Raw genomic sequence first — 21,175 nt, forward strand, 5'->3', positions numbered from 1 at the left:
TGGCGGGGCGGCCCTGGTCGCGGGAGGTCAGCCCTGCTTGGTCTCGGCGTAGATCTCCGCGATGCGCTCGATCTTGCCCAGCAGCTCGTCCGCGGTCGCGACGTCGAAGCTGCCCTTGGTGCCGGAGGCGCCGGCGAGCTTGGTGGCCTCGTTGACGAGCACGTGCAGCTCGGGGTACTTCTCGAAGTGCGGCGGCTTGAAGTAGTCCGTCCACAGCACCCAGAGGTGGTGCTTGACGAGCTCGGAGCGCTGCTCCTTGATGATCATGGCGCGCATCCGGAAGTCCGGGTCGTCGTTGTCCGCGACCTTCTCGCAGATCTTCTTGACGGACTCGGCCTCGATCCGGGCCTGGGCGGGGTCGTAGACGCCGCAGGGCAGGTCGCAGTGGGCGCTGACCTCGATGGTGGGGGCGAAGAACCTGGTGAACATCGGCCATCCTTTGCAGTAGGTCGTGAGGGGGACTCCAACACCCACCACGTTAGCCTGGGCGGGTGCTGCTCGCGATCGACACCGCCACCGGGACCGTCGGTGCCGCCGTCCACGACGGCGACCGGACCCGTGCGGAGGTGGTCCGGCAGGACTCCCGACGGCACGGTGAGCTGCTGGCCCCGGCGGTCAGCGCCGTCCTCGAGGAGGCCGGTCTGACGGTGGCCGATCTCACCGAGGTCGTCTGCGGTGTCGGGCCGGGCCCGTTCACCGGCCTGAGGGTGGGCGTCGTCACCGCCCTGGTGCTGGCCCACGGTCGCGGCCTCCCGGCCCCGCGGGGCGTGTGCTCCCTCGACGCGCTCGCGCACGCCGTCCACCTCGGCGGCGCGCCGGCCACCGATGTGCTGGTGGCCACGGACGCCCGTCGGCGCGAGGTCTACTGGGCCCGCTACGAGATGACCCCCTCCGGGGCGCGACGGCTCGAGGGGCCGGCGGTCGGTCCGGCCGCGTCGCTGCCCGAGCAGGTGCGCTCCCTGCCTGCCGTGGGCCGCGGTGGCCTGCTCTACCCCGACGCCCTGCCCGGGCAGCTGCCCGACGCGCCCCTGGACGTCTCGCCCGGGGTCCTGGCCGACCTGGCGGTCCGGCTGAGCGGCGGGACCCACCCGGACAGCGGGCGGGGGCTGCTCCCGCCCGAGCCGCTCTACCTGCGCCGTCCCGACGCGGTCGAGGCGAGGTCGCGGTGAGCCCGGTGACGACGACGGTGCTGGTGCGTCCCGCCACCTGGCGGGACATCCCCGCCATGCTGCAGGTGGAGCGCGCCGCCTTCCCGGAGGACTCCTGGGACGAGGCCGGGCTGTGGGCCGAGCTGGCCGCGCGCCCGCGACGGTCCTACGTCGTCGCGGCCCGCCCCGGGCAGGCGGTCCCCGAGGGGTATGCCGGGCTGGACGTGGCCGGCGACGTCGCCGACGTCATGACCGTGGCCGTCCACCCCGCCGCGCGCGGCACCGGGATGGGGGCCCGGCTGCTGGGCCGGCTGCACGAGCTGGCCCGGGACGCCGGTGCCACCAGCGTCATGCTCGAGGTGCGCAGCGGCAACGACGTGGCCCGGAGGCTCTACGCCACCCGTGGCTACCACCTGGTCCGCACCAGGGAGCGCTACTACCGCTCCGGTGAGGACGCCCTCGTCCTGAGGAAGGAGCTGGACCCGTGAACGACCCCCTCGTCCTGGGCATCGAGACCAGCTGCGACGAGACGGGTGTCGGGCTCGTCCGGGGCAGGACGCTGCTCTTCGACGCCATCGCCAGCAGCGTCGAGGAGCACGCCCGCTTCGGCGGGGTGGTGCCCGAGGTCGCCAGCCGGGCCCACCTCGAGGCCATGGTCCCCACCCTCGAGCGGGCCTGCCGTGAGGCGGGCGTCCGCCTGGCGGACGTCGACGCCGTGTCGGTGACCGCGGGCCCGGGGCTCGCGGGCGCCCTCCTGGTGGGGGTGGCCTCCGCGAAGGCGCTGGCGCTCGCCCTCGGGGTACCCCTCTACGGGGTGAACCATCTCGCCGCGCACGTGGCGGTGGACGTCGTCGAGCACGGACCGCTCCCGGAGCCCACCCTGGGGCTGCTGGTGAGCGGGGGACACTCCAACCTGCTGCTCGTGCCGGACGTCACCCACGACATCCGCTCGCTGGGAGCGACGATGGACGACGCGGCCGGCGAGGCCTTCGACAAGGTGGCCCGCATCCTCGGGCTGCCGTTCCCCGGGGGGCCGCACATCGACCGGGTCGCCCGGGAGGGCGACCAGGTGGCCATCGACTTCCCGCGCGGGCTCACCTCGGGCCGGGACCTGCAGCGGCACCGGTTCGACTACTCGTTCTCGGGCCTCAAGACCGCGGTCGCCCGGTGGGTGCAGGCGCGGGAGGCGGCCGGTGAGCCGGTGCCTGTGGCGGACGTCGCGGCCAGCTTCCAGGAGGCGGTGGTCGACGTGCTCACCCGCAAGGCCCTGCTGGCGTGCCGGGAGCACGGCGTGGACGACCTGCTCATCGGGGGTGGGGTGGCGGCGAACAGCCGCCTGCGGGCCCTCGCGCAGGAGCGGTGCGACGCCGCGGGGGTGCGCCTCCGGGTGCCCCGGCCCGGGCTGTGCACCGACAACGGGGCCATGGTCGCCGCGCTGGGCGCGCAGATGGTCATGAGAGGCCGTCCGCCGTCCGGTCTGGACCTGCCCGCCGACTCCTCCCAGCCGGTCGAGCAGGTCCGGTCCTGATCGAGCCGGGGTCTCCTCCGGCCCGGCCCGGCGCGGGCGACTTGCTCCTCGTGGCGGCGAGGCGCACCATGGACCCTCGTGCGAGTCTTCTGGGCGCACCCGGCCCGCTCGGTGACCCTCGGTTTCGTCATCGTCGTGCTCGCCGGGACGACGCTGCTCATGCTCCCCGTCTCGCGTGGACCGGGAGCCGAGGCCGACCTCATGGTCGCCGCCTTCACCACCGTGTCGGCCACCTGCGTGACCGGCCTCATCACCGTCGACACCGCCAGCTACTGGTCGCCCTTCGGCCAGACCGTCCTGCTGCTGCTCATCCAGATCGGCGGCTTCGGGGTGATGACGCTGGCCACCCTCATCGCCCTGGTCGTCCGGGGCAAGCTGCGGCTGAGCACGTCCCTGGCGGCCCAGGTGGACACCCGCAGCCGCTCCCTCGGGGACGTCCGCGGGATCCTGCGCCGCATGCTGCAGCTCATGCTGGCCATCGAGGCGGTGACCTGGCTGATGCTCACGCTGCGCTTCCACCTGGGGTACGGCTACGACTGGCCCACCGCGCTGTGGCACGGGCTCTTCCACGCCGTCTCCGCCTTCAACAACGCCGGCTTCGCGCTGTACCAGGACAGCCTCATGGGTTTCGTGGGCGACCTGTGGATCATCGGCCCCGTCTGCCTGGCGCTGGTGCTCGGCGGCCTGGGCTTCCCCGTGCTGCGCGAGCTGCTCCGCGGCCGCAGGCCGGGGACCTGGACCATCCACACGCGGCTCACCGTGTGGGGCTCGCTCACGCTGATGGTCCTGGGGGTGGCCACGTTCTGGGTGTTCGAGGCCCAGCCCGGGGGCACGATCGCGGACCTCTCGCCGGGCGGGCAGCTGGTGGGGGCGCTCGGGGGAGGGCTGTTCCCGCGGACCGCCGGCTTCAACTCGGTCGACTACGGGATGATCACGGACGAGACCGAGGCGATCACCATGGCGCTGATGTTCGTCGGTGGCGGGAGCGCGGGGACGGCGGGCGGCATCAAGGTCACCACCTTCCTGCTGCTGGCCGCGGTCATCTGGTCCGAGGTGCGCGGCGAGCCCGAGGTCGTCATCGGGCGCCGCCGGGTCGGGATGCCGGTCGTGCGGCAGGCGCTGTCGGTCGCCCTGCTCGCGGTGGGCCTCGTCATCACCAGCACCATCACCCTGATGATCCTCACCGACCTCCCCCCGCTCGACCTCGGCTTCGAGGTCGTCTCGGCCTTCGCGACGGTGGGGCTGTCCACCGGCATCACCGCCAGCCTGCCCCCCTCGGCCCAGCTCGTCCTCATGGTCCTGATGTTCCTCGGCCGGCTCGGGCCGATCACGGTGGCCGCCGCCCTGGCGCTCAACACCCGCCACCGCCACTACCGACTCCCGGAGGAGAGACCCATTGTTGGCTAGGAGAAGGCGGCCCGCGGACAGCGGCGCCTACACGGTGCTCGTCGTCGGCCTCGGCCGGTTCGGGACGGCGGTCTGCGAGTCGCTGGTCCGGCAGGGCGTCGAGGTCATGGCGATCGACACCGACGAGCGGCGCGTGCAGAAGTACGCCGACGACCTCACGCACACGGTGGTCGCCGACGCCACCGACGGGGAGGCCATGCGCCAGCTCGGCATCGGCTCGGTCAGCCGCGCGGTCGTCGCGATCGGGTCCGACATCGAGGCCAGCGTGCTGTCGGTCATCACCCTGCACGAGGCGGGGGTGGAGCGCATCTACGCCAAGGCGATCACCCGCAAGCACGGCAAGATCCTGGCCAGCATCGGTGCGCACCACGTCATCTACCCCGAGTACGTCATGGGACAGCGGGTGGCCCACATGGTGACCGACGGGGTGGCGGACTACCTCGAGTTCGACGACCAGTTCGCCATCGCCCGCTGCACCGCCCCGGCGGAGACGTGGGGACGGACCCTCGCGGACAGCGGGGTCCGCACCCGCCACACGATCACCGTCGTCGGGCGCAAACGGCAGGGCGAGGAGTTCACGTATGCCGTGCCCGAGACCGTGGTCGAGGAGGGTGACGAGCTGGTCGTCTCGGGTCGGATCAGCGACGTGGAGCGCTTCATCGCCCTGCCGCGGACCCCGCACCGCCGCTCGGTGCTCGAGCGCTGACGCCGGGTCAGACCTGCAGGCGGTCCACGACGAGGGCCCGTGGGGAGTCCGCCACCGTCGTCAGCACGAGGACGACCTCCTCGGAGCCGCGGGCCCGGCGCGGCAGCCGCAGCTCCCGGCGGAACGCGTCGGGGTCGACCCGCACCCCCCGCTTCTTCAGGGTGACCGGGCCGGCCGGCTGGTGGTGCTGCCGCAGCCAGGACCGCACCGTCGTGGCGCGCAGCGGGAGCACCTCGCGCACGGCATACCACCGCAGCGCGGGGTGGGGGACGGGCGCCCCGGCGGTGAGGTAGCCGGTCCCGGGCGCCGTCTCGCGACCGTCGACCACGCTCGCGAGGGAGCCGGTGAGGCCGGCCGCGGACACGGCGTCGTCGACCTCGGCCAGGTGGCCCTCCAGGTCCTCCACCCGGGGCAGGGGCGCGGTGGGGTCGAGGTCGGTGACCTCGTGCCAGGTGACGCTCCCGTCCGGCCCACCGTCGCTGCGGCCCACGACCGCGCGGCGGCCAGGTGGTCCGGCGCCCCACCACAGGGCGCACTCCAGCAGGTCCCCGTCCAGCGACACCCACTCCGCGCCCGCGCCGGACGGGACGTCGGCGGGGTCGAAGGACGGGCCGAGCTTGGCGACGGTCGCACGGGCGCGTGCGGCGACGTCCCGGACCTGCTCGAAGGAGGGGGAGAGCTGGTCGAGCCCCCGCACCCGGCGGGTCCGGCCGTGGACGTCGGCGACCCCGGGGGTGCGTCGGGCCGGGTCGAGGAACGCGCCGTCGTCCGGCCCGACAGGCAGCGCGAGCGCGTCACCGGTGACCACCCGCGCGTCCGGCCACGGGGCGAGGTTGGCCCGGGCGGCGGCCGCCACCACGGCGTCCCTCTCCACCGCCGTCACCGCGAGCCCGGCCCGGGCGAAGGCCATGGCGTCGAGCCCGAGCCCGCACCCGAGGTCCAGCACGTGGCGTACCCCGGCGCGCACCATGAGCTGAGCCCGCCGGGCCGCCACCTGCGGGCGGGTGGCCTGCTCCAGGCCGTCCTGGGTCAGCAGCAGGTCGTCGACCCCGCTCCCCAGCCGGGCCCGCCCGCTGGTCCGCAGCCGGGACTGCGTCAGTGCGGCGGACACCAGCTCGGGGTCGTGCCCCTCCGCCCGGAGCCGGGCCAGCAGCGGCAGGGTCGAACCCTCGTCGTAGGGCGGGAGGTGGGCCAGCAACCGGGCCCCCGGCCCGTCTCCCAGACGGCGCAGGAGGTCGGCTGCGGGATCGGCGCTCACCCCCTCATTGTGCGGCAGTAGATTGGGGCCATGCCCCGAGTGTTCAGCCGTAAGGTCAACCGTCTGCTGCGCCGGGGCCGGCGGGTGGCGCTCGCCACCGCCGGTGCCGCCGTGGCCGGCCAGCTGACGCTCGCCGCCGGGGTGGTGGCGGTGGACGCGGTCCGCAAGCGGCGCGACCACGTCGACCGGGACGCCCCGGTCCAGGAGCCGGTCAGCACCACGGTGGAGGAGTCGCGCCTGACGACGTACACCTACGGCCAGTACCTCTACGACGACATGATCGCGGCCATCGACGCGGCCGAGGACTTCGTCTACCTGGCGTCCTACATCTGGAAGGCCGACGACACGGGCCGCGCTTTCAAGGACGCCGTCGTCCGGGCCGCCGACCGTGGGGTCCTCGTCTGCCTCGTCTTCGACGGGTTCGCCAACCTCGTGGTGCCCAGGGACTTCCTGCGCTTCCCCGACGGCGTGCACATGCTGCGCTTCCCGGTGATGCGCACGGCGCTGCCCCTCGTCGACATCCGGGCCTCCGGCCGCGACCACCGCAAGATCCTCGTCGTGGACGGTCGTGTCGGTTTCGTCGGCGGCTACAACATCGGCTCCCTCTACGCCACGAGCTGGAGGGACACCCACGTGCGGGTGGAGGGCAAGAGCGTCTGGGAGCTGCAGAACTCCTTCGTCGACTTCTGGAACCGGCACAAGGGCAGGCGCCGCCCGCAGCTCCTCGACAGCGGCACGGTGGAGTGGAACACGAGCATCCGGGCCGCGCGCAACGAGCCCAGCCGGGTGATCTACCCGGTGCGGGCCCTGTACCTCGAGGCGATCGACCGAGCGGTGCACCGCATCTGGATCACCCAGGGCTACTTCATCCCGGACCGCGAGATCCTCCACGGGCTGCTCACGGCCGCCTCCCGCGGGGTCGACGTGCGGGTGGTCATGCCGCAGAAGTCCAACCACGTCCTGGCGGACGTCATCGCGCAGTCCTACTACGAGACCCTCCTCGAGGGCGGGGTGCGGCTGTTCCTCTACCGCGACGTCATGGTCCACGCCAAGACCATGACGGTGGACGGGCGCTGGGCGACCATCGGCACCGCCAACATCGACCGGCTCTCCCTCCAGGGCAACTACGAGATCAACCTCGAGATCGTGGACGCCGACCAGGCCGACCACATGGAGGACATCTTCCGGGCCGACCTGGAGCACTGCGACGAGCTGACGCTGGCGGAGTGGGGTGGGCGCGGCATGGGGACCCGCGTGGTCGAGCGGGTGCTGCAGCCGCTGCAGGTCCTCATCTGACCCCGACCCGCCACCCGGGGGCGCCGGCCCCCGCGCGGGATGCCTCGGCGTGTTGGCACTCGGCTTGACCGAGTGCTAACCCGGTGCCTAGATTCGTCCCTAGCACTCTCGGCACGTCAGTGCCAGCCGCGAGAGCCGACCGACCCCCGCGACGGCGGTGGGCGTTCGCGGAGGAGTGACGGCCAGCACATGACCACCTGGCGGGCCGCACCGGTCCGCCACCTGAACGAGAAGGAAGGTAACCGTGTCGGTTTCCATCAAGCCGCTCGAGGACCGCATCGTCGTCAAGGCCGTCGAGGCCGAGCAGACCACGGCCTCCGGCCTGGTCATCCCGGACACCGCGAAGGAGAAGCCCCAGGAGGGCGAGGTCCTCGCGGTCGGCCCGGGTCGTGTCGACGACAACGGCAACCGCGTCCCCATGGACGTCTCCGTCGGTGACCGCGTCATCTACAGCAAGTACGGCGGCACCGAGGTGAAGTACTCCGGCGAGGAGTTCCTCATCCTCTCGGCGCGCGACGTCCTGGCCGTCGTCGGCTGACGACCCGCCCGACCCGCCGCGTCCGCACGCCCCGGTCACCCCGTCCGGTGGTGACCGGGGCGTGCCGCGCGGCACCGGCGCACGCCCTCGCACGACATACCTGAAAGGAGCGCTCGCCCATGGCGAAGCAGCTGCAGTTCAACGACGACGCCCGCAAGGCGCTGGAGCGGGGCGTCGACGCCCTGGCCAACGCGGTCAAGGTGACGCTCGGCCCGAAGGGCCGCAACGTCGTCCTCGACAAGAAGTGGGGCGCCCCGACCATCACCAACGACGGCGTCACCATCGCCCGTGAGGTCGAGCTCGAGGACCCCTACGAGAACCTCGGCGCCCAGCTCGCCAAGGAGGTCGCGACCAAGACCAACGACATCGCCGGCGACGGCACGACCACGGCCACGGTGCTGGCCCAGGCCATGGTCAAGGAGGGGCTGCGCAACGTCGCCGCGGGTGCGGCGCCGTCCGGCCTCAAGCGCGGCATCGACGCCGCCGTCACCGCCATCAACGACCGCCTGCTGGAGACCGCGCGCGAGCTCGAGGGCCGCGACGAGATCGCCCAGGTCGCCGGGCTGTCCGCGCAGGACCCGCAGATCGGCGAGCTCATCGCCGACGCCTTCGACAAGGTCGGCAAGGACGGCGTCATCACGGTGGAGGAGTCCTCCACCACCGCGATGGAGCTCGAGTTCACCGAGGGCATGCAGTTCGACAAGGGCTACCTCTCGCCCTACTTCGTCACCGACAGCGAGCGGATGGAGGCCGTCCTCGAGGACGCCTACGTGCTGCTGGTGCAGGGCAAGATCTCCAAGGTCTCCGACCTGCTGCCGCTGCTCGAAAAGGTCGTCGGCGAGAGCAAGCCGCTGATGATCATCGCCGAGGACGTCGAGGCCGAGGCGCTGTCGACCCTGGTCGTCAACAAGGTGCGGGGCACCTTCAACGCGGTCGCGGTCAAGGCGCCGGGCTTCGGTGACCGCCGCAAGGCGATGCTGCAGGACATGGCGATCCTCACCGGTGGCCAGGTCGTGGCCGAGGAGGTCGGCCTGTCGCTGGAGTCGGTCGGCCTGGAGGTGCTCGGCACCGCGCGCCGCGTCGTCGCGACCAAGGACACCACGACGATCGTCGAGGGCAGCGGCGACGCCCAGGCGGTCTCCGACCGGGTCGCCCAGCTGCAGGCCGAGGCCGCCGCCACCGACTCCGACTGGGACCGCGAGAAGCTCCAGGAGCGCATCGCCAAGCTCGCCGGCGGCGTCTGCGTCATCAAGGTCGGCGCGCACACCGAGGTCGAGCTCAAGGAGAAGAAGCACCGCATCGAGGACGCCGTCTCGGCGACCCGCGCGGCCATAGAGGAGGGCATCGTCGCCGGCGGTGGCTCGGCCCTCGTGCACGCCGCCGGTGCCGCGCAGGAGCTCCAGCTCGAGGGTGACGAGGCGGTCGGTGCGGCCATCGTGCGCAAGTCCGCCGCGGAGCCGCTGCGCTGGATCGCCGAGAACGCCGGCCTGCAGGGCTACGTCGCGACCACGCGGGTGGCGGAGATGAGCCCCGGTCAGGGCCTCAACGCCGCCACCGGCGAGTACGGCGACCTGTTCGCCGCCGGGGTCATCGACCCGGTCAAGGTCACCCGGTCGGCGCTGCGCAACGCCGCCTCCATCGCCTCCATGGTGCTCACCACCGACACCCTGGTCGTGGACAAGCCGGAGGACGACGACGAGGACGGCCACGGCCACTCGCACTGAGGCCGGCCCTCCGGACCCCCGCCCGCGGCGGGTCCGGGGCCGCTGACGCGACGAAGCCCCTCCGGGACGCCCGGAGGGGCTTCGTCGTCGCGTGTGCGGGTCCGTCGGGGGTCGGACCGCCCGGTCGTCGGGCTCAGCGTTGCTGGTGGGGCCGGGCCGCGTCCACCTGCTCGTAGTGGGCCGCGCGCTCCTCCTCGGTCATGCCGCCCCAGACGCCGTACGGCTCGCGCACCGCCAGGGCGTGGGTGCGGCACTGCTCCAGCACGGGACAGCTGGCGCACACCTGCTTGGCGCGTTCGTCGCGACGGCGGCGGGCGGGTCCGCGTTCACCCTCGGGGTGGAAGAACACCTCGGGACTCGTGGTCCGGCACGCCCCTTGGAACTGCCACTCCCACAGGTCTGCCACCGGGCCGGGCTGATGGCCGGTCTCGGCCACGCGTTCCTCCTCTCGAGGGCGGTGCCCGGTCCGCCAGCCCGCCCCGTCTGGGGCCGCGAGCAACAGGGGTCCGGGCGTGACGAGTACCTCGTCGTGCGGTCACTCTACGTCGTACACGTCCCATGTCATAGCAGCGGGTGCCGGGCGGTCCGGGCCGTGCGCGCCCGCCTAGAATGGCCCGCATGAGCGCTGGTGACCCCGACGGCCCCGCCGACCCGTTCGCCCGGCTCGGGCTGACCTACGACGACGTCCTGCTGCTGCCGGGGGAGACCGACATGTCCCCCGACCAGATCGACACGAGCAGCCGCCTCACCCGGGAGATCACCCTGCGGCTGCCGCTGGTGTCGGCGGCGATGGACACCGTGACCGAGGCACGGATGGCGATCGCCATGGCCCGTCAGGGCGGCATCGGCATCCTGCACCGCAACCTGTCGGTGCAGGACCAGGCCCTGCAGGTCGACCTGGTCAAGCGCACCCAGACCGGCCGCATCACCAACCCGGTCACCATCGGCCCGGACGCCACCCTGGAGGACCTGGACCGCATCTGCGGCCAGTACCGCGTCTCCGGGCTCCCGGTGGTGGACGAGCAGGGCACGCTCATGGGGATCTGCACCAACCGGGACCTGCGGTTCACCCCCGTGGCCGAGTGGGACCGCACCCTGGTGCGCGACGTCATGACCCCGATGCCGCTGGTGACCGCCCCGGCCGACGTGTCCCGCGAGGAGGCCACCGCGATCCTGCGCGCGCACAAGCGCGAGCGGCTGCCGCTCGTCGACGAGGCGGGACGCCTGTCCGGGCTCATCACGGTCAAGGACTTCGTCAAGAGCGAGCAGTTCCCGCACGCCTCCAAGGACGGGGACGGCCGGCTGCTCGTGGGGGCCGCCATCGGCTATTTCGGGGACTCCTGGGAGCGGGCCACCACGCTCGTCGAGGCGGGTGTCGACGTGCTCGTGGCCGACACCGCCCACGGCCACGTGCGGCTGCTGCTGGACATGGTGGCCCGGCTCAAGAGCGACCCGGCCACCCGGCACGTGCAGGTCGTGGGCGGCAACGTCGCCACCGGCGCCGGGGCGCAGGCCTTCGTCGATGCCGGGGCGGACGCGGTCAAGGTCGGGGTCGGCCCGGGCGCCATCTGCACCACCCGGGTGGTGACGGGCGTGGGGGTGCCGCAGCTGTCGGCGGTGCACGAGGCGGCGCAGGTGTGCCGCCCGGCGGGCGTCCCGGTCATCGCCGACGGGGGGATGAAGTACTCCGGCGACATCCCGAAGGCCCTCGTCGCCGGCGCCGAGTCGGTGATGATGGGCTCGATGCTGGCCGGGTGCGAGGAGAGCCCGGGGGAGCTCATCTTCGTCAACGGCAAGCAGTTCAAGAGCTACCGCGGCATGGGCTCGCTCGCCGCGATGAGCTCCCGGGGCAAGACCTCCTTCTCCAAGGACCGCTACTTCCAGGCCGAGGTCGCGAGCGACGACCAGCTCGTCCCCGAGGGCGTGGAGGGCAAGGTGGCCTACCGCGGCGCGGCGAGCGCCGTCGTGCACCAGATGGGTGGGGGGCTGCGCCAGGCGATGTTCTACGTCGGGGCCCGCACCGTCCCCGAGCTGCGGTCCAAGGGGCGGTTCGTGCGCATCACCCAGGCCAGCCTGCAGGAGTCGCACCCGCACGACATCGAGATGACCGCGCAGGCTCCCAACTACGGTTGAGCAGCGCGGGGTCGCGTGGCGCGCGGCGGCCGCGGGTGCCCCGGACGGTAGCCTGACGTGGTGAGCGAGATCGAGATCGGACGCGGCAAACGGGGCCGCCGGGCCTACTCCTTCGACGACGTCGCCGTCGTCCCCTCCCGCCGCACCAGGGACCCCGAGGACGTCTCGATCAGCTGGCAGATCGACGCCTACCACTTCGACCTGCCGATCCTCGCCGCCCCCATGGACTCCGTGGTCTCCCCGGAGACCGCGATCGCGCTGGGCCGGCTGGGGGGCCTCGGTGTGCTGGACCTCGAGGGGCTCTGGACCCGCTACGACGATCCCTCCGCCCGGCTGGCCGAGATCGCCGGTCTCGAGGGCGAGGAGGCGACCGCCCGGATGCGCGAGCTGTATGCCGCACCCGTGCGCCCGGAGCTCATCACCGCCCGGCTGCGGGAGATCCGGGACGCCGGCGTCACCGTCGCCGGCGCCCTCTCGCCCCAGCGCACCCAGCACCACTGGAAGGCGGTCGTGGACGCCGGGGTCGACCTCTTCGTCATCCGCGGGACGACCGTCTCGGCGGAGCACGTCTCGAGCCAGGCCGAGCCGCTCAACCTCAAGCGCTTCATCTACGAGCTCGACGTGCCGGTCATCGTCGGCGGGGCCGGCACCTACACCGCCGCGCTGCACCTCATGCGCACCGGGGCGGCCGGGGTGCTGGTCGGGTTCGGCGGCGGGTCCACGCACCGCACCCGGACCGCGCTGGGGATCCACGCGCCGTCGGCGACGGCCATCGCCGACGTGGCGGCCGCGCGGCGGGACTACCTCGACGAGTCCGGCGGGCGCTACGTGCACGTCATCTCCGACGGCGGGACGAGCGTGTCCGGCGAGGTCGTCAAGGCGGTGGCCTGCGGCGCCGACGCCGTCATGCTCGGGGCCGCGCTGGCCCGGGCGGAGGAGGCGCCGGGGGCGGGCTACCACTGGGGCAGCGAGGCGCACCACCCCGAGCTGCCGCGGGGGGAGAAGGTGCACGTCGGCACGGTCGGCACCCTCGAGGAGGTCCTCGTCGGGCCGGCCCGCACGGCCGACGGCACCACGAACATGATGGGCGCGCTGCGGCGCGCCATGGCGACAACCGGTTATACCGAGCTCAAGGAGTTCCAGCGCGTGGATGTGGTGGTGGCGCCGTATGGCGAGCGGTGACGAGGAGCGGAGCAGCCACGGTCGGCCCCGCCCGGGGGCGGTGCCCTCGGTGAGCGTCAGCACGGACCCGGTGCACGTGCGGCGACGGCGCCTGGCCGCCGGCGCCCTGCTGGGGGCGGTCCTGCTGGGCGGCTGGGGCATGAGCCAGGTCTTCGGTGGCGGCGACCGGTCCGGCAGCCCGGACGCGGCCACGGCCGGGCCGACGGAGGCCACCGCCCCCCAGCCGGGCGCCGAGGGGGAGGACGACGGCACCGCCCAGGGCGGCTCCGCCGAGACGGGGTCGGACGAGGGTGCCACGGCCACCGAGCAGGACGACGACACCGCCGACGCCGACGCCGACGCCGACGGAGGTGAGCAGGCGGGGCAGATCTGGCAGCGGGAGCCGGCGCCGGTTGAGCACCCCAGCGACACGACCGCCCTGGAACAGGTGGACTACCTCACCGGCGGGCTGACCCCGAAGTCGGTCATGGCCTCCGGGCACGGGCTGATGATCGCCAACAACATGATGTACTCCCACACCTCGACCGTCTTCGACAGCACCACCCGGGAGCAGGTGGAGGTGCTGCAGGACGGGGTCGACCTGGCCGCCTTCGGGATCGAGGGTCACCCGGGGATCTCCCAGGGATCGCCGGTCGAGGCGGTGTGGACCGCGGACGGCCGCTACGCCTACGTGTCCCAGTACACGATGTACGGCGAGAACTTCGGCGTCGAGGGCTTCGACGCGTGCACCCGCGACAGCGGGGTCGGCGCCTCCTTCGTCTACCGCTTCGACGCCCAGGAGATGGCCTGGGACCAGGTGTTCCGGGTGGGTGCGGTGCCGAAGTACCTCGCGCTCAGCCCCGACCAGCGGACCCTGCTCGTCAGCAACTGGTGCGATGCGACGCTCAGCGTCGTCGACACCGAGAAGGGCGAGGAGACCGGCACCGTCGAGCTGGCCGCCGCGCCGCGCGGGCTGGCGATCATGCCGGACAACCGGACCGTCTACGCCGTGGCCATGTACGCCGACGAGCTCTACAAGGTGGACCTCGCGGAGGGCACCGCCGAGGTGGTCATGCAGACGCCGCCGCGGCCCCGCCACCTCAACCTGGCCGACGAGGGCCGGACGCTCTACCTCACGACCAGCGGCGGCAACGCCGTCCTCAAGATGGACACCGCCACCGACGAGGTGGTCGACGAGGCGACGCCGGGGGTGGAGCCGCGCAGCGTGGCCCTCAGCCCGGACGAGAAGGCGCTCTACGTCGTCAACTACGACGAGGCCAGCGTGTCCAAGGTGCGGACCTCCGACATGGAGGTCATCGACACGGTCGACGTGGACGCCAACCCCATCGGCATCGACTACGACCCCGTGACGAACACCGTCTGGGTGGCCTGCTACGGCGGCTCGATCTACGTCTTCGACGACCAGGGCAGCCTGCTCTGACCGCCCAGGTCCACCACCTACCCTGGTGGGGTGATCCGGACCGCCCTCCGACCAGCCTGGCTGGCGCTGCTCGCGCTGCTGGTCGTGGTGGTGGTGGCGTTCTACCAGCTCGGTATGTGGCAGCTCGGGGTGAGCTCGAGCGAGGCCTCCCGGGACTTCGCGGCCGAGCAGGCGGCCCGCCCCACGGTCCCGCTCACCGAGGCGATCGATCCCCAGAGCACCTTCCCCGACGACGGTGCCGGCCGGTCGGTCCTGGTCACCGGCAGCTACCGCTCCGACCAGCAGTTCCTCGTGCCCCGGCGGCTGCTGGAGGGGCAGGAGGGCTACTGGGTGGTGACCCCGGTCCGGGTGGAGCCCACCGGCGCGCTGCTGCCGGTCGTGCGCGGGTTCGTCACCGACCCGGCGCAGGCCGACCGGCCGCCGGGCACCCGGGTCGAGCTCACCGGCACGCTGGCGCCGGGGGAGGCGCCCGGCCCCGCCGGCCTGCCCCAGGGGCAGCGCGGGTCGATCGACACCGCCGAGCTCGTCAACGACTGGGACGCGCCCATCTACGACGGCTTCCTCTTCGCGACCGAGGAGCGTCCGGACCTGACCGGGTCGGCGGTGCAGCGGGTGCCCCCGCCGGTGTTCGGGGAGACCGGCCTGATCTGGCGCAACGTCGGCTACGGGCTGCAGTGGTTCCTCTTCGCCGGGTTCGCCGTCTACATGTACCTCCGTTTCCTGCGCGACGCCTCGCGCAGGTCGTCCGACACCACCACGTCGGAGCCCGCGCTGCCGGTCTCCGCCCCTCCCGTGAAGGAGCCCCGCCCATGACCCCCCGCGGCAAGCTGCTGTTCTTCCGCCTCATGGCCTTCGTCGTCGGCGTCGGCCTGCTCCTGCTCGTCGTGCACATGGTGCTGCGCTACGGCTTCGGCAGCCACGCGCTCGCCTGGTGGCCCTCGCCGCACGGCTGGGTCTACATGGTCTACCTCGTCGCCACCGCGCTGCTCGGCTTCGAGCTGCGCTGGAGCCTGGGCCGGATGGTGGGTGTGATGCTGGCCGGGTGCGTCCCGTTCCTGTCCTTCTGGGTCGAGCACCGGGTGGCCCGGCAGGCGCGCGCCCAGATCGAGGGCGGCGAGGCCGCGGACCCGGCCGCCGGTAGGGTGACCGCGTGACCTCGGCACCCCCTCTGGACGCCCGCCCGGTTCTCGTCGTCGACTTCGGCGCGCAGTACGCCCAGCTCATCGCGCGTCGGGTCCGCGAGGCCGACTGCTACAGCGAGATCGTGCCGCACACGATGCCGGTGGAGCAGATGCTCGCCCGCGACCCGTCGGCGATCGTCCTGTCCGGAGGACCCTCCTCGGTGTATGCCGACGGCGCCCCCTCCCTGGACCCGGCGCTGGTCACGGCCGGGGTCCCGGTGCTGGGCATCTGCTACGGCTTCCAGGCCATGGCCCAAGCCCTGGGCGGCACCGTCGAGCGCACCGGTCGCCGGGAGTACGGCCAGGCCGACGCCACCGTCGCCGGCCCCCCGAGCACGCTGTTCGCCGACCAGCCCGAGCAGCAGGTCGTGTGGATGTCGCACGGGGACGCCGTGACCGCCGCGCCCCAGGGGTGCGCGGTCACCGCGCGCACCTCGGGCGCCCCCGTCGCCGCCTTCGAGGACGACGAGCGCCGGCTCTACGGCATCCAGTGGCACCCGGAGGTGCTGCACTCCACCTACGGCCAGCAGGTGCTGCGCAACTTCCTCACCCGGGGCGCCGGGCTCACCCCGGACTGGACCAGTGAGAACGTCGCCGACCAGCTCGTCGAGCAGGTGCGGGAGCAGATCGGGCAGGACCGCGTCATCTGCGGGTTGTCCGGGGGCGTGGACTCCTCGGTGGCGGCGGCCCTCGTCCAACGGGCGGTGGGGGACCAGCTGACCTGCGTCTTCGTCGACCACGGGCTGCTCCGGGAGGGGGAGGCCGAGCAGGTCGAGACCGACTTCGTCGCCGCGACCGGGGTGGACCTCGTCGTCGTCGACGCCCGGGAGCGCTTCCTCGACGCCCTGGCCGGGGTGACCGACCCGGAGGCCAAGCGCAAGGTCATCGGCCGCGAGTTCATCCGGGTCTTCGAGCAGGCGGCCCGCGACGTCGTCCGCGCCCACCAGCCCGAGCCCGACGACGCGGCCGCGGGCGAGCACGACCACCCGGTGCGCTGGCTCGTCCAGGGCACGCTCTACCCGGACGTCGTCGAGTCCGGCGGCGGCACCGGTGCCGCCAACATCAAGAGCCACCACAACGTCGGCGGTCTGCCGGAGGACCTGCAGTTCTCCCTGGTGGAGCCCCTGCGCACCCTCTTCAAGGACGAGGTGCGCCAGGTGGGACTGGAGCTGGGCGTCCCCGAGGGGATCGTCTGGCGCCAGCCGTTCCCCGGCCCCGGGCTGGGCATCCGCATCATCGGCGAGGTCACCGCGGACCGGGTCTCCATCCTGCGGCGTGCCGACGCCATCGCCCGGGAGGAGCTCACCGCCGCCGGCCTGGACCGCGAGATCTGGCAGTGCCCGGTGGTCCTGCTCGCGGACGTGCGGTCGGTGGGCGTCCAGGGCGACGGCCGGACCTACGGCCACCCCGTGGTGCTGCGCCCGGTGTCGTCCGAGGACGCCATGACCGCGGACTGGACCCGCCTGCCCTACGACGTGCTCGCCCGCATCTCCTCCCGCATCACCAACGAGGTGGAGGAGGTCAACCGGGTGACCCTGGACGTGACCAGCAAGCCGCCGGGGACGATCGAATGGGAGTGAGGACCAGCGTCGCCCTGGCCGCCGGGAAGGGCGCCCGGGCGATCTCCCGGCTCCGGGGCGGGGGGTCGGCGCTGCCCGGTCTCGTCACCGAGCGCCTCGACCCGGCCGTGCTGCGGCATACCCTCGGGGAGCTGCCGCACGGCGTCGTCGTGGTGAGCGGGACCAACGGCAAGACGACGACCACGAAGATGCTCGCCGCGCTGCTGCGCGCCCACGGGCTGCGGGTCTTCACCAACCCGACCGGGTCCAACTTCACCCGGGGCGTCATCTCCTCCCTGCTGGGGGAGGTGGGGCTCTCCGGCCGACTCGCCGCGGACGTGGCGGTGGTGGAGCTGGACGAGGCGCACGCCCTGCACTTCAGCGCCCAGGTGCCCCCCACCCAGTCGCTGCTGCTCAACGTGGCGCGCGACCAGCTCGACCGCTTCGCCGAGATCGACCACACCGCGCGGCTGCTCACCACGCTGGCCGAGCAGACGACCGACGGCGTCGTCCTCAACGCCGACGACCCGTTCATCTCGCGCATCCGTGGCCACGTCGCCGACGGGGTGCAGGTGCGGTGGTTCGGGGTGGACCCCAGCATCGCCGACCGGCTGCCCGAGCTGCAGGAGGCCGACGTGCGCTTCGAGGACGCCGACCCGGGCCGGGATCCGGGGCCCGGCGACGCGCTGCTGCTGCCCGAGGACGACGGCCGGGCGTTCACCGTCCGGTTCGTCGACGACGAGGCGGTGGACGTCGGGCCGGTCACGCTCCGGCAGCGGGGCCTGGCCGCGATGATCAACGCCACCGCCGCGACCGCCACCGCCCGTCATCTGCTGGGCCCGGGTTTCTCGGCCGTCACCGCCGCCGAGGCTCTCGCGGCCGTGTCCCCGCCCTTCGGCCGCGGCGAGGTCATCGACGTCGACGGGGCGCCGCTGGAGCTCGTGCTCGTCAAGAACCCCGCCGGGTTCACCGTGGCGCTCGGCACCTACGGCGCGGAGCCGGTGGCGACCATGGTGGCCATCAACGACAACTACGCCGACGGGCGGGACGTGTCGTGGCTGTACGACGTCTCCTTCGACTCCCTGCGCGAGCGGGGGGTGGCACTCACGTCGGGGGTCCGGGCCTGGGACATGGCGCTGCGGCTGCGCTACGACGGGGTCGAGGTGGACCACGTCGAGCAGGATCTCGACCTCGCGCTGGACCGCTTCCTCGCCGACCACCGGGGTCGCCCGACCCGGGTCTTCTGCACCTACACCGCCATGATGCACCTGCGTCGCCGGCTGGCCGACCGCTTCGGGCTGGCCCGTTTCGGAGAGGACCCGGCAGCATGAGCAAGGGCCAGGGCGTCGCGCAGGCGCTGCCGGCGGACGTGGCCGCGCTGGCCGACGTGCCCGCCGACAAGGGCGAGGTGCACGTCGTCCACCTCTACCCGCGCGAGATGAGCATCTACGGCGACCTCGGCAACACGCGGTGCCTCGCGGCCCGGTTGCGGTGGCACGGCTACCGCCCCGTCGTGCACGACCACCACCCGGGCGCCGCCTGGCCGGAGCGGGCCGACATCCTCCTCGGCGGGGGCGGCCAGGACAGCGGCCAGGCCCGGGTGACCGACGACCTGGCGCGGCACGCGGACCGGCTGCGCGAGCTCGCCGCCGACGGGCTGCCGATGCTCATGATCTGCGGGATGTACCAGCTGTTCGGCGAGGCCTTCATCACCGTCGAGGGCCAGCGCCTGCCCGGCCTGGGCATCCTCGACGTCACCACCCGCGGCAACGCGACCCGGATGATCGGCCCCGTCGTGCTGGACACCGACTTCGGCTCGGTGGTGGGTTACGAGAACCACTCCGGGTCCACCGTGCTGGGCGCGGGGCAGCAGCCCTTCGGCCGGGTCCGGCACGGGCAGGGCAACAACGGCACCGACGGGCACGAGGGCGCCCGGACCGGCAACGTGGTCGGGTCCTACTTGCACGGGCCGGTCCTGCCCGCCAACCCGGCGCTCGCCGACGGCCTGCTCGAGATCGCCGCCCGCCGGGCCACCGGCGGGTGGGACCCGGCAGAGGTCGACGACACCGTCGCCGAGCGGGCCCACGCGGCTCAGGTCCGCAGGCTGCTCGGCTCCTGAGCCGGCAGCGCGCCGGACCGTGCGGGGGACAGCCACCACGCGCCCAGCGCCGCCACGCCGAGCGGCACCACCACCACGTGGGCGTAGATCGCGTAGAGCAGGGCGGTCGCGGACGCCGCGCCCGGGTCCCCGCCGAGGAGCACGAGCAGCCCCGCCGTGCCGACCTCGGTGACGCCGAGCCCGCCGGGGGTCACGGCGACCACGGTGAGGAACTGCCGGAAGGTGTAGGCGCACACCAGCTCCGCGAGGGGGACGTCCAGGCCGACCACGCGGGCGGCATACCAGTAGAGCCCGAAGAGCAGGAGGAACTGGCCGGCCATCCCCAGCGTCATGGCGACGCCGCCCGTGCGGACGACGTCCGCGACGCGGCGCCGCTGGTCGGTGAGGAGCTGGTCGACCGGTGCGCGCCCGGGGCGGCGGCGCAGGACGCGGGTCAGGACCGGACGGCTGAGGTCGACGAGCGCGTCCGCCACGCGGTCCGAGAGCACGAGCAGGCTGGCGAGCAGCACCAGAGCGGTGCCCGCCCCCACCGCGACCCAGCCGCCGCGCACCACCACCTCCGGGGCGTCGATGGGGCCGGCCACGAGCACCAGGCACCCGACGACCGGCAGCGCGACCCGGGCCAGCAGGTTCCAGAGCCCCACCACGGCGATGCTCGAGGACAGCGCGCGCCGGGCGAAGCCCCAGGAGCGCAGCATGAGGACCATGAGGCCCACCCCCACGGCCCCGCCGAGGGGGAGGAGGTTGGCGGCGGTCGCGGACACGGCGTTGACCTTGAGCGCCTGCACGTGGCCCAGGCCCGGCAACGAGCCGATGAGCACCCAGGTGTAGCTGAACAGGCCGCCGAGCAGGAGGAGGGCCATGACGACCGCCGTGCCGGGGCGGATGCGACCCAGCTGCGTCCCGATCTCCGCCCACGAGGTGTCCAGGAAGTGGGGCAGGCCGACGGCGATGAGCAGCGCGGCGGCGGTGGTGCCCGCGACCGACCCGGCGGCGTCGCGCCACGTCAGGCGGCGCAGCGCGGGCTCGCGCGGCTCCTCGCTCACGTCGATCCCCGGGGCATGCCCTTCATGCTGGCAGAGTCCTCGTCCGGGGACGGGCGCGACACGGCGCGGGCCCCGCGCGCCGACAGCAGCCACCACAGCCCGGCGACCGGCAGGACGAGCGGGATGAAGAGGTAGCCCTGCCCGTAGTGGCTCCACACCGTCTGGTCCGGGAACATCGCGGGGGCCAGGTAGCTCCAGGTGCCGACGACGAGCACCCCGGTCAGCTCCACCGAGAGCGCCACCAGGCTCACCCACCACGCGGACCGGCCCCGCAGCGAGAGCGACACGAGCGCCACCACGTAGACGAGTGCCGCCACGGCGGACAGCGAGTAGGCGAGGGGAGCCTGGTCGAAGCGGGTGGAGATCTGTGCCGCCGACCGGGAGACCGTGCCGATGACGAAGACGAGGTAGAGCGCGAGGATGACCCGTCCGGGGCCGTGCCTCCGGTCGCCCGCGTCCGCGACGACGCGGCTCACGCGGACGTCCCCAGGCCGTACCAGATCTGGGCGGTGCGCGCGGCCATGACCGCCACGGTGAAGGCCGCGACCGCGAGCACGAAGGTGCTCCAGCGGGTCGGCTCCTGCTGCGCCCAGACCAGCGCGAGCGCCGGCAGCAGCAGGATGGTCACGAGGTAGGCCCACAGCTCCCAGCCGGGACCCACCGGGGCGGCACCCCCCAGCTGTCGCCCGAGGTAGCTCCCGCAGTAGGCGACCACCCCCGCCTGGAGCAGCAGGGTCAGGCCCACCGTCACCTTCCCGGGCGCCCGGCCGTTGAGGCCGGCCAGGAGGCAGGCGACGGCGACGACCATGCCGCCGACCAGGACGGCGAGGGTGGGGACGTCGAGGTAGGCCGAGGAGTCAGTCGTCACGGGTGGGCACCTGCGGCACGGGGGCGGGGGTCACGCCCACCAGGGTAGGGCTCCCGGTTGTG

General features: G+C 73.3%; 22 protein-coding genes. 16 read left to right on the forward strand and 6 right to left on the reverse strand.

From position 1 onward, the window contains the following. Window positions 1-27: 27 nt before the first annotated feature. Window positions 28-429, reverse strand: a complete 402-nt coding sequence (gene sodN, locus EUS26_RS08215) for a superoxide dismutase, Ni (protein ID WP_130013011.1) — start codon at window positions 427-429, stop codon at window positions 28-30. Window positions 430-491: 62 nt separating this feature from the next. On the opposite strand from sodN, the gene tsaB reads away from it, so the two are divergent. The 5 genes from tsaB to EUS26_RS08240 all read left to right on the forward strand — a co-directional run bounded on the left by tsaB (window position 492) and on the right by EUS26_RS08240 (window position 4,789). Next, window positions 492-1,169: a tRNA (adenosine(37)-N6)-threonylcarbamoyltransferase complex dimerization subunit type 1 TsaB gene (tsaB, locus tag EUS26_RS08220; RefSeq protein ID WP_130013013.1), complete on the forward strand. Its 678-nt coding sequence runs from the start codon at window positions 492-494 to the stop codon at window positions 1,167-1,169. Then, complete coding sequence (gene rimI, locus EUS26_RS08225; RefSeq protein WP_238148867.1) at window positions 1,166-1,636, forward strand: ribosomal protein S18-alanine N-acetyltransferase; 471 nt, start codon at window positions 1,166-1,168, stop codon at window positions 1,634-1,636. The genes tsaB and rimI overlap by 4 nt, the downstream gene beginning before the upstream one ends. Continuing rightward, the gene (gene tsaD, locus EUS26_RS08230; RefSeq protein ID WP_130013015.1) at window positions 1,633-2,676 is read left to right on the forward strand and encodes a tRNA (adenosine(37)-N6)-threonylcarbamoyltransferase complex transferase subunit TsaD; all 1,044 of its coding nucleotides are present in this window, start codon (window positions 1,633-1,635) and stop codon (window positions 2,674-2,676) included. The genes rimI and tsaD overlap by 4 nt, the downstream gene beginning before the upstream one ends. Window positions 2,677-2,754: 78 nt before the next feature. Then, window positions 2,755-4,083: a TrkH family potassium uptake protein gene (locus EUS26_RS08235; RefSeq protein WP_238148868.1), complete on the forward strand. Its 1,329-nt coding sequence runs from the start codon at window positions 2,755-2,757 to the stop codon at window positions 4,081-4,083. Then, window positions 4,076-4,789: a potassium channel family protein gene (locus EUS26_RS08240; RefSeq protein ID WP_238148869.1), complete on the forward strand. Its 714-nt coding sequence runs from the start codon at window positions 4,076-4,078 to the stop codon at window positions 4,787-4,789. The genes EUS26_RS08235 and EUS26_RS08240 overlap by 8 nt, the downstream gene beginning before the upstream one ends. Window positions 4,790-4,796: 7 nt before the next feature. Here EUS26_RS08240 and EUS26_RS08245 read toward each other — a convergent pair whose 3' ends face one another. Continuing rightward, entirely contained in the window at window positions 4,797-6,047 is a 1,251-nt protein-coding gene (locus EUS26_RS08245) for a THUMP-like domain-containing protein (protein WP_130013016.1), read from the reverse strand. 30 nt (window positions 6,048-6,077) lie between these two features. Between EUS26_RS08245 and EUS26_RS08250 the strand changes: the two genes are divergently transcribed. The 3 genes from EUS26_RS08250 to groL all read left to right on the forward strand — a co-directional run bounded on the left by EUS26_RS08250 (window position 6,078) and on the right by groL (window position 9,605). Further along, on the forward strand, window positions 6,078-7,343 hold the full coding sequence (locus EUS26_RS08250; RefSeq protein ID WP_238148870.1) for a phospholipase D-like domain-containing protein: 1,266 nt from the start codon (window positions 6,078-6,080) through the stop codon (window positions 7,341-7,343). 244 nt (window positions 7,344-7,587) lie between these two features. Further along, window positions 7,588-7,881 (forward strand): co-chaperone GroES, encoded by a 294-nt coding sequence (groES, locus tag EUS26_RS08255; protein WP_130013017.1) that lies wholly within the window; start codon window positions 7,588-7,590, stop codon window positions 7,879-7,881. A 119-nt stretch (window positions 7,882-8,000) separates the two neighbouring features. Then, window positions 8,001-9,605, forward strand: coding sequence for a chaperonin GroEL (gene groL / locus EUS26_RS08260; RefSeq protein ID WP_130013019.1), 1,605 nt, complete (start codon window positions 8,001-8,003; stop codon window positions 9,603-9,605). A 133-nt stretch (window positions 9,606-9,738) separates the two neighbouring features. Here the strand turns inward: groL and EUS26_RS08265 are convergent, their stop codons facing one another. Continuing rightward, window positions 9,739-10,041: a WhiB family transcriptional regulator gene (locus EUS26_RS08265; RefSeq protein WP_130013021.1), complete on the reverse strand. Its 303-nt coding sequence runs from the start codon at window positions 10,039-10,041 to the stop codon at window positions 9,739-9,741. A 182-nt stretch (window positions 10,042-10,223) separates the two neighbouring features. Here EUS26_RS08265 and guaB point away from each other — a divergent pair, with 182 nt between their 5' ends. The 8 genes from guaB to EUS26_RS08305 are packed head-to-tail and all read left to right on the forward strand — an operon-like array spanning window position 10,224 to window position 19,199. Further along, a complete protein-coding gene (gene guaB, locus EUS26_RS08270) occupies window positions 10,224-11,738 on the forward strand; it encodes an IMP dehydrogenase (RefSeq protein WP_130013023.1) in 1,515 nt (504 codons plus the stop codon). 57 nt (window positions 11,739-11,795) lie between these two features. Next, window positions 11,796-12,920 carry a GuaB3 family IMP dehydrogenase-related protein gene (locus tag EUS26_RS08275; RefSeq protein ID WP_130013025.1) on the forward strand — a complete coding sequence of 375 codons (1,125 nt, stop codon included), beginning with the start codon at window positions 11,796-11,798 and terminating at the stop codon, window positions 12,918-12,920. 49 nt (window positions 12,921-12,969) lie between these two features. Beyond that, window positions 12,970-14,340, forward strand: coding sequence for a YncE family protein (locus EUS26_RS08280; protein WP_238148871.1), 1,371 nt, complete (start codon window positions 12,970-12,972; stop codon window positions 14,338-14,340). 30 nt (window positions 14,341-14,370) lie between these two features. Next, on the forward strand, window positions 14,371-15,153 hold the full coding sequence (locus EUS26_RS08285; RefSeq protein ID WP_130013029.1) for an SURF1 family protein: 783 nt from the start codon (window positions 14,371-14,373) through the stop codon (window positions 15,151-15,153). After that, on the forward strand, window positions 15,150-15,494 hold the full coding sequence (locus EUS26_RS08290; protein WP_130013031.1) for a DUF3817 domain-containing protein: 345 nt from the start codon (window positions 15,150-15,152) through the stop codon (window positions 15,492-15,494). The genes EUS26_RS08285 and EUS26_RS08290 overlap by 4 nt, the downstream gene beginning before the upstream one ends. After that, window positions 15,491-17,101 (forward strand): glutamine-hydrolyzing GMP synthase, encoded by a 1,611-nt coding sequence (gene guaA / locus EUS26_RS08295; protein ID WP_130013033.1) that lies wholly within the window; start codon window positions 15,491-15,493, stop codon window positions 17,099-17,101. The genes EUS26_RS08290 and guaA overlap by 4 nt, the downstream gene beginning before the upstream one ends. Further along, a complete protein-coding gene (locus tag EUS26_RS08300) occupies window positions 17,092-18,411 on the forward strand; it encodes a Mur ligase family protein (RefSeq protein ID WP_130013035.1) in 1,320 nt (439 codons plus the stop codon). The genes guaA and EUS26_RS08300 overlap by 10 nt, the downstream gene beginning before the upstream one ends. Then, a complete protein-coding gene (locus tag EUS26_RS08305; RefSeq protein ID WP_130013037.1) occupies window positions 18,408-19,199 on the forward strand; it encodes a type 1 glutamine amidotransferase in 792 nt (263 codons plus the stop codon). Before EUS26_RS08300 ends, EUS26_RS08305 begins: the two co-directional genes overlap by 4 nt. Here the strand turns inward: EUS26_RS08305 and EUS26_RS08310 are convergent. The 3 genes from EUS26_RS08310 to EUS26_RS08320 are packed head-to-tail and all read right to left on the reverse strand — an operon-like array spanning window position 19,172 to window position 21,113. Beyond that, complete coding sequence (locus EUS26_RS08310) at window positions 19,172-20,245, reverse strand: lysylphosphatidylglycerol synthase transmembrane domain-containing protein (protein ID WP_165368554.1); 1,074 nt, start codon at window positions 20,243-20,245, stop codon at window positions 19,172-19,174. The two genes, EUS26_RS08305 and EUS26_RS08310, sit on opposite strands and share 28 nt — an antisense overlap. Then, entirely contained in the window at window positions 20,242-20,721 is a 480-nt protein-coding gene (locus EUS26_RS08315) for a hypothetical protein (RefSeq protein ID WP_238148872.1), read from the reverse strand. Before EUS26_RS08315 ends, EUS26_RS08310 begins: the two co-directional genes overlap by 4 nt. Next, entirely contained in the window at window positions 20,718-21,113 is a 396-nt protein-coding gene (locus EUS26_RS08320) for a hypothetical protein (RefSeq protein ID WP_130013041.1), read from the reverse strand. The genes EUS26_RS08315 and EUS26_RS08320 overlap by 4 nt, the downstream gene beginning before the upstream one ends. Between the last annotated feature and the right edge of the window lie 62 nt (window positions 21,114-21,175).

This window comes from Serinicoccus sediminis (assembly GCF_004153545.1).
GTDB lineage: Bacteria > Actinomycetota > Actinomycetes > Actinomycetales > Dermatophilaceae > Ornithinicoccus > Ornithinicoccus sediminis_A.

Bases quoted from the DNA above. Each gene is read 5' to 3' on its own strand.
- sodN (WP_130013011.1), bottom strand. From the start codon at position 429: ATGTTCACCAGGTTCTTCGCCCCCACCATCGAGGTCAGCGCCCACTGC.
- guaB (WP_130013023.1), top strand. From the start codon at position 10,224: ATGAGCGCTGGTGACCCCGACGGCCCCGCCGACCCGTTCGCCCGGCTC.
- groL (WP_130013019.1), top strand. From the start codon at position 8,001: ATGGCGAAGCAGCTGCAGTTCAACGACGACGCCCGCAAGGCGCTGGAG.
- EUS26_RS08300 (WP_130013035.1), top strand. From the start codon at position 17,092: ATGGGAGTGAGGACCAGCGTCGCCCTGGCCGCCGGGAAGGGCGCCCGG.
- EUS26_RS08305 (WP_130013037.1), top strand. From the start codon at position 18,408: ATGAGCAAGGGCCAGGGCGTCGCGCAGGCGCTGCCGGCGGACGTGGCC.
- EUS26_RS08290 (WP_130013031.1), top strand. From the start codon at position 15,150: ATGACCCCCCGCGGCAAGCTGCTGTTCTTCCGCCTCATGGCCTTCGTC.
- EUS26_RS08250 (WP_238148870.1), top strand. From the start codon at position 6,078: ATGCCCCGAGTGTTCAGCCGTAAGGTCAACCGTCTGCTGCGCCGGGGC.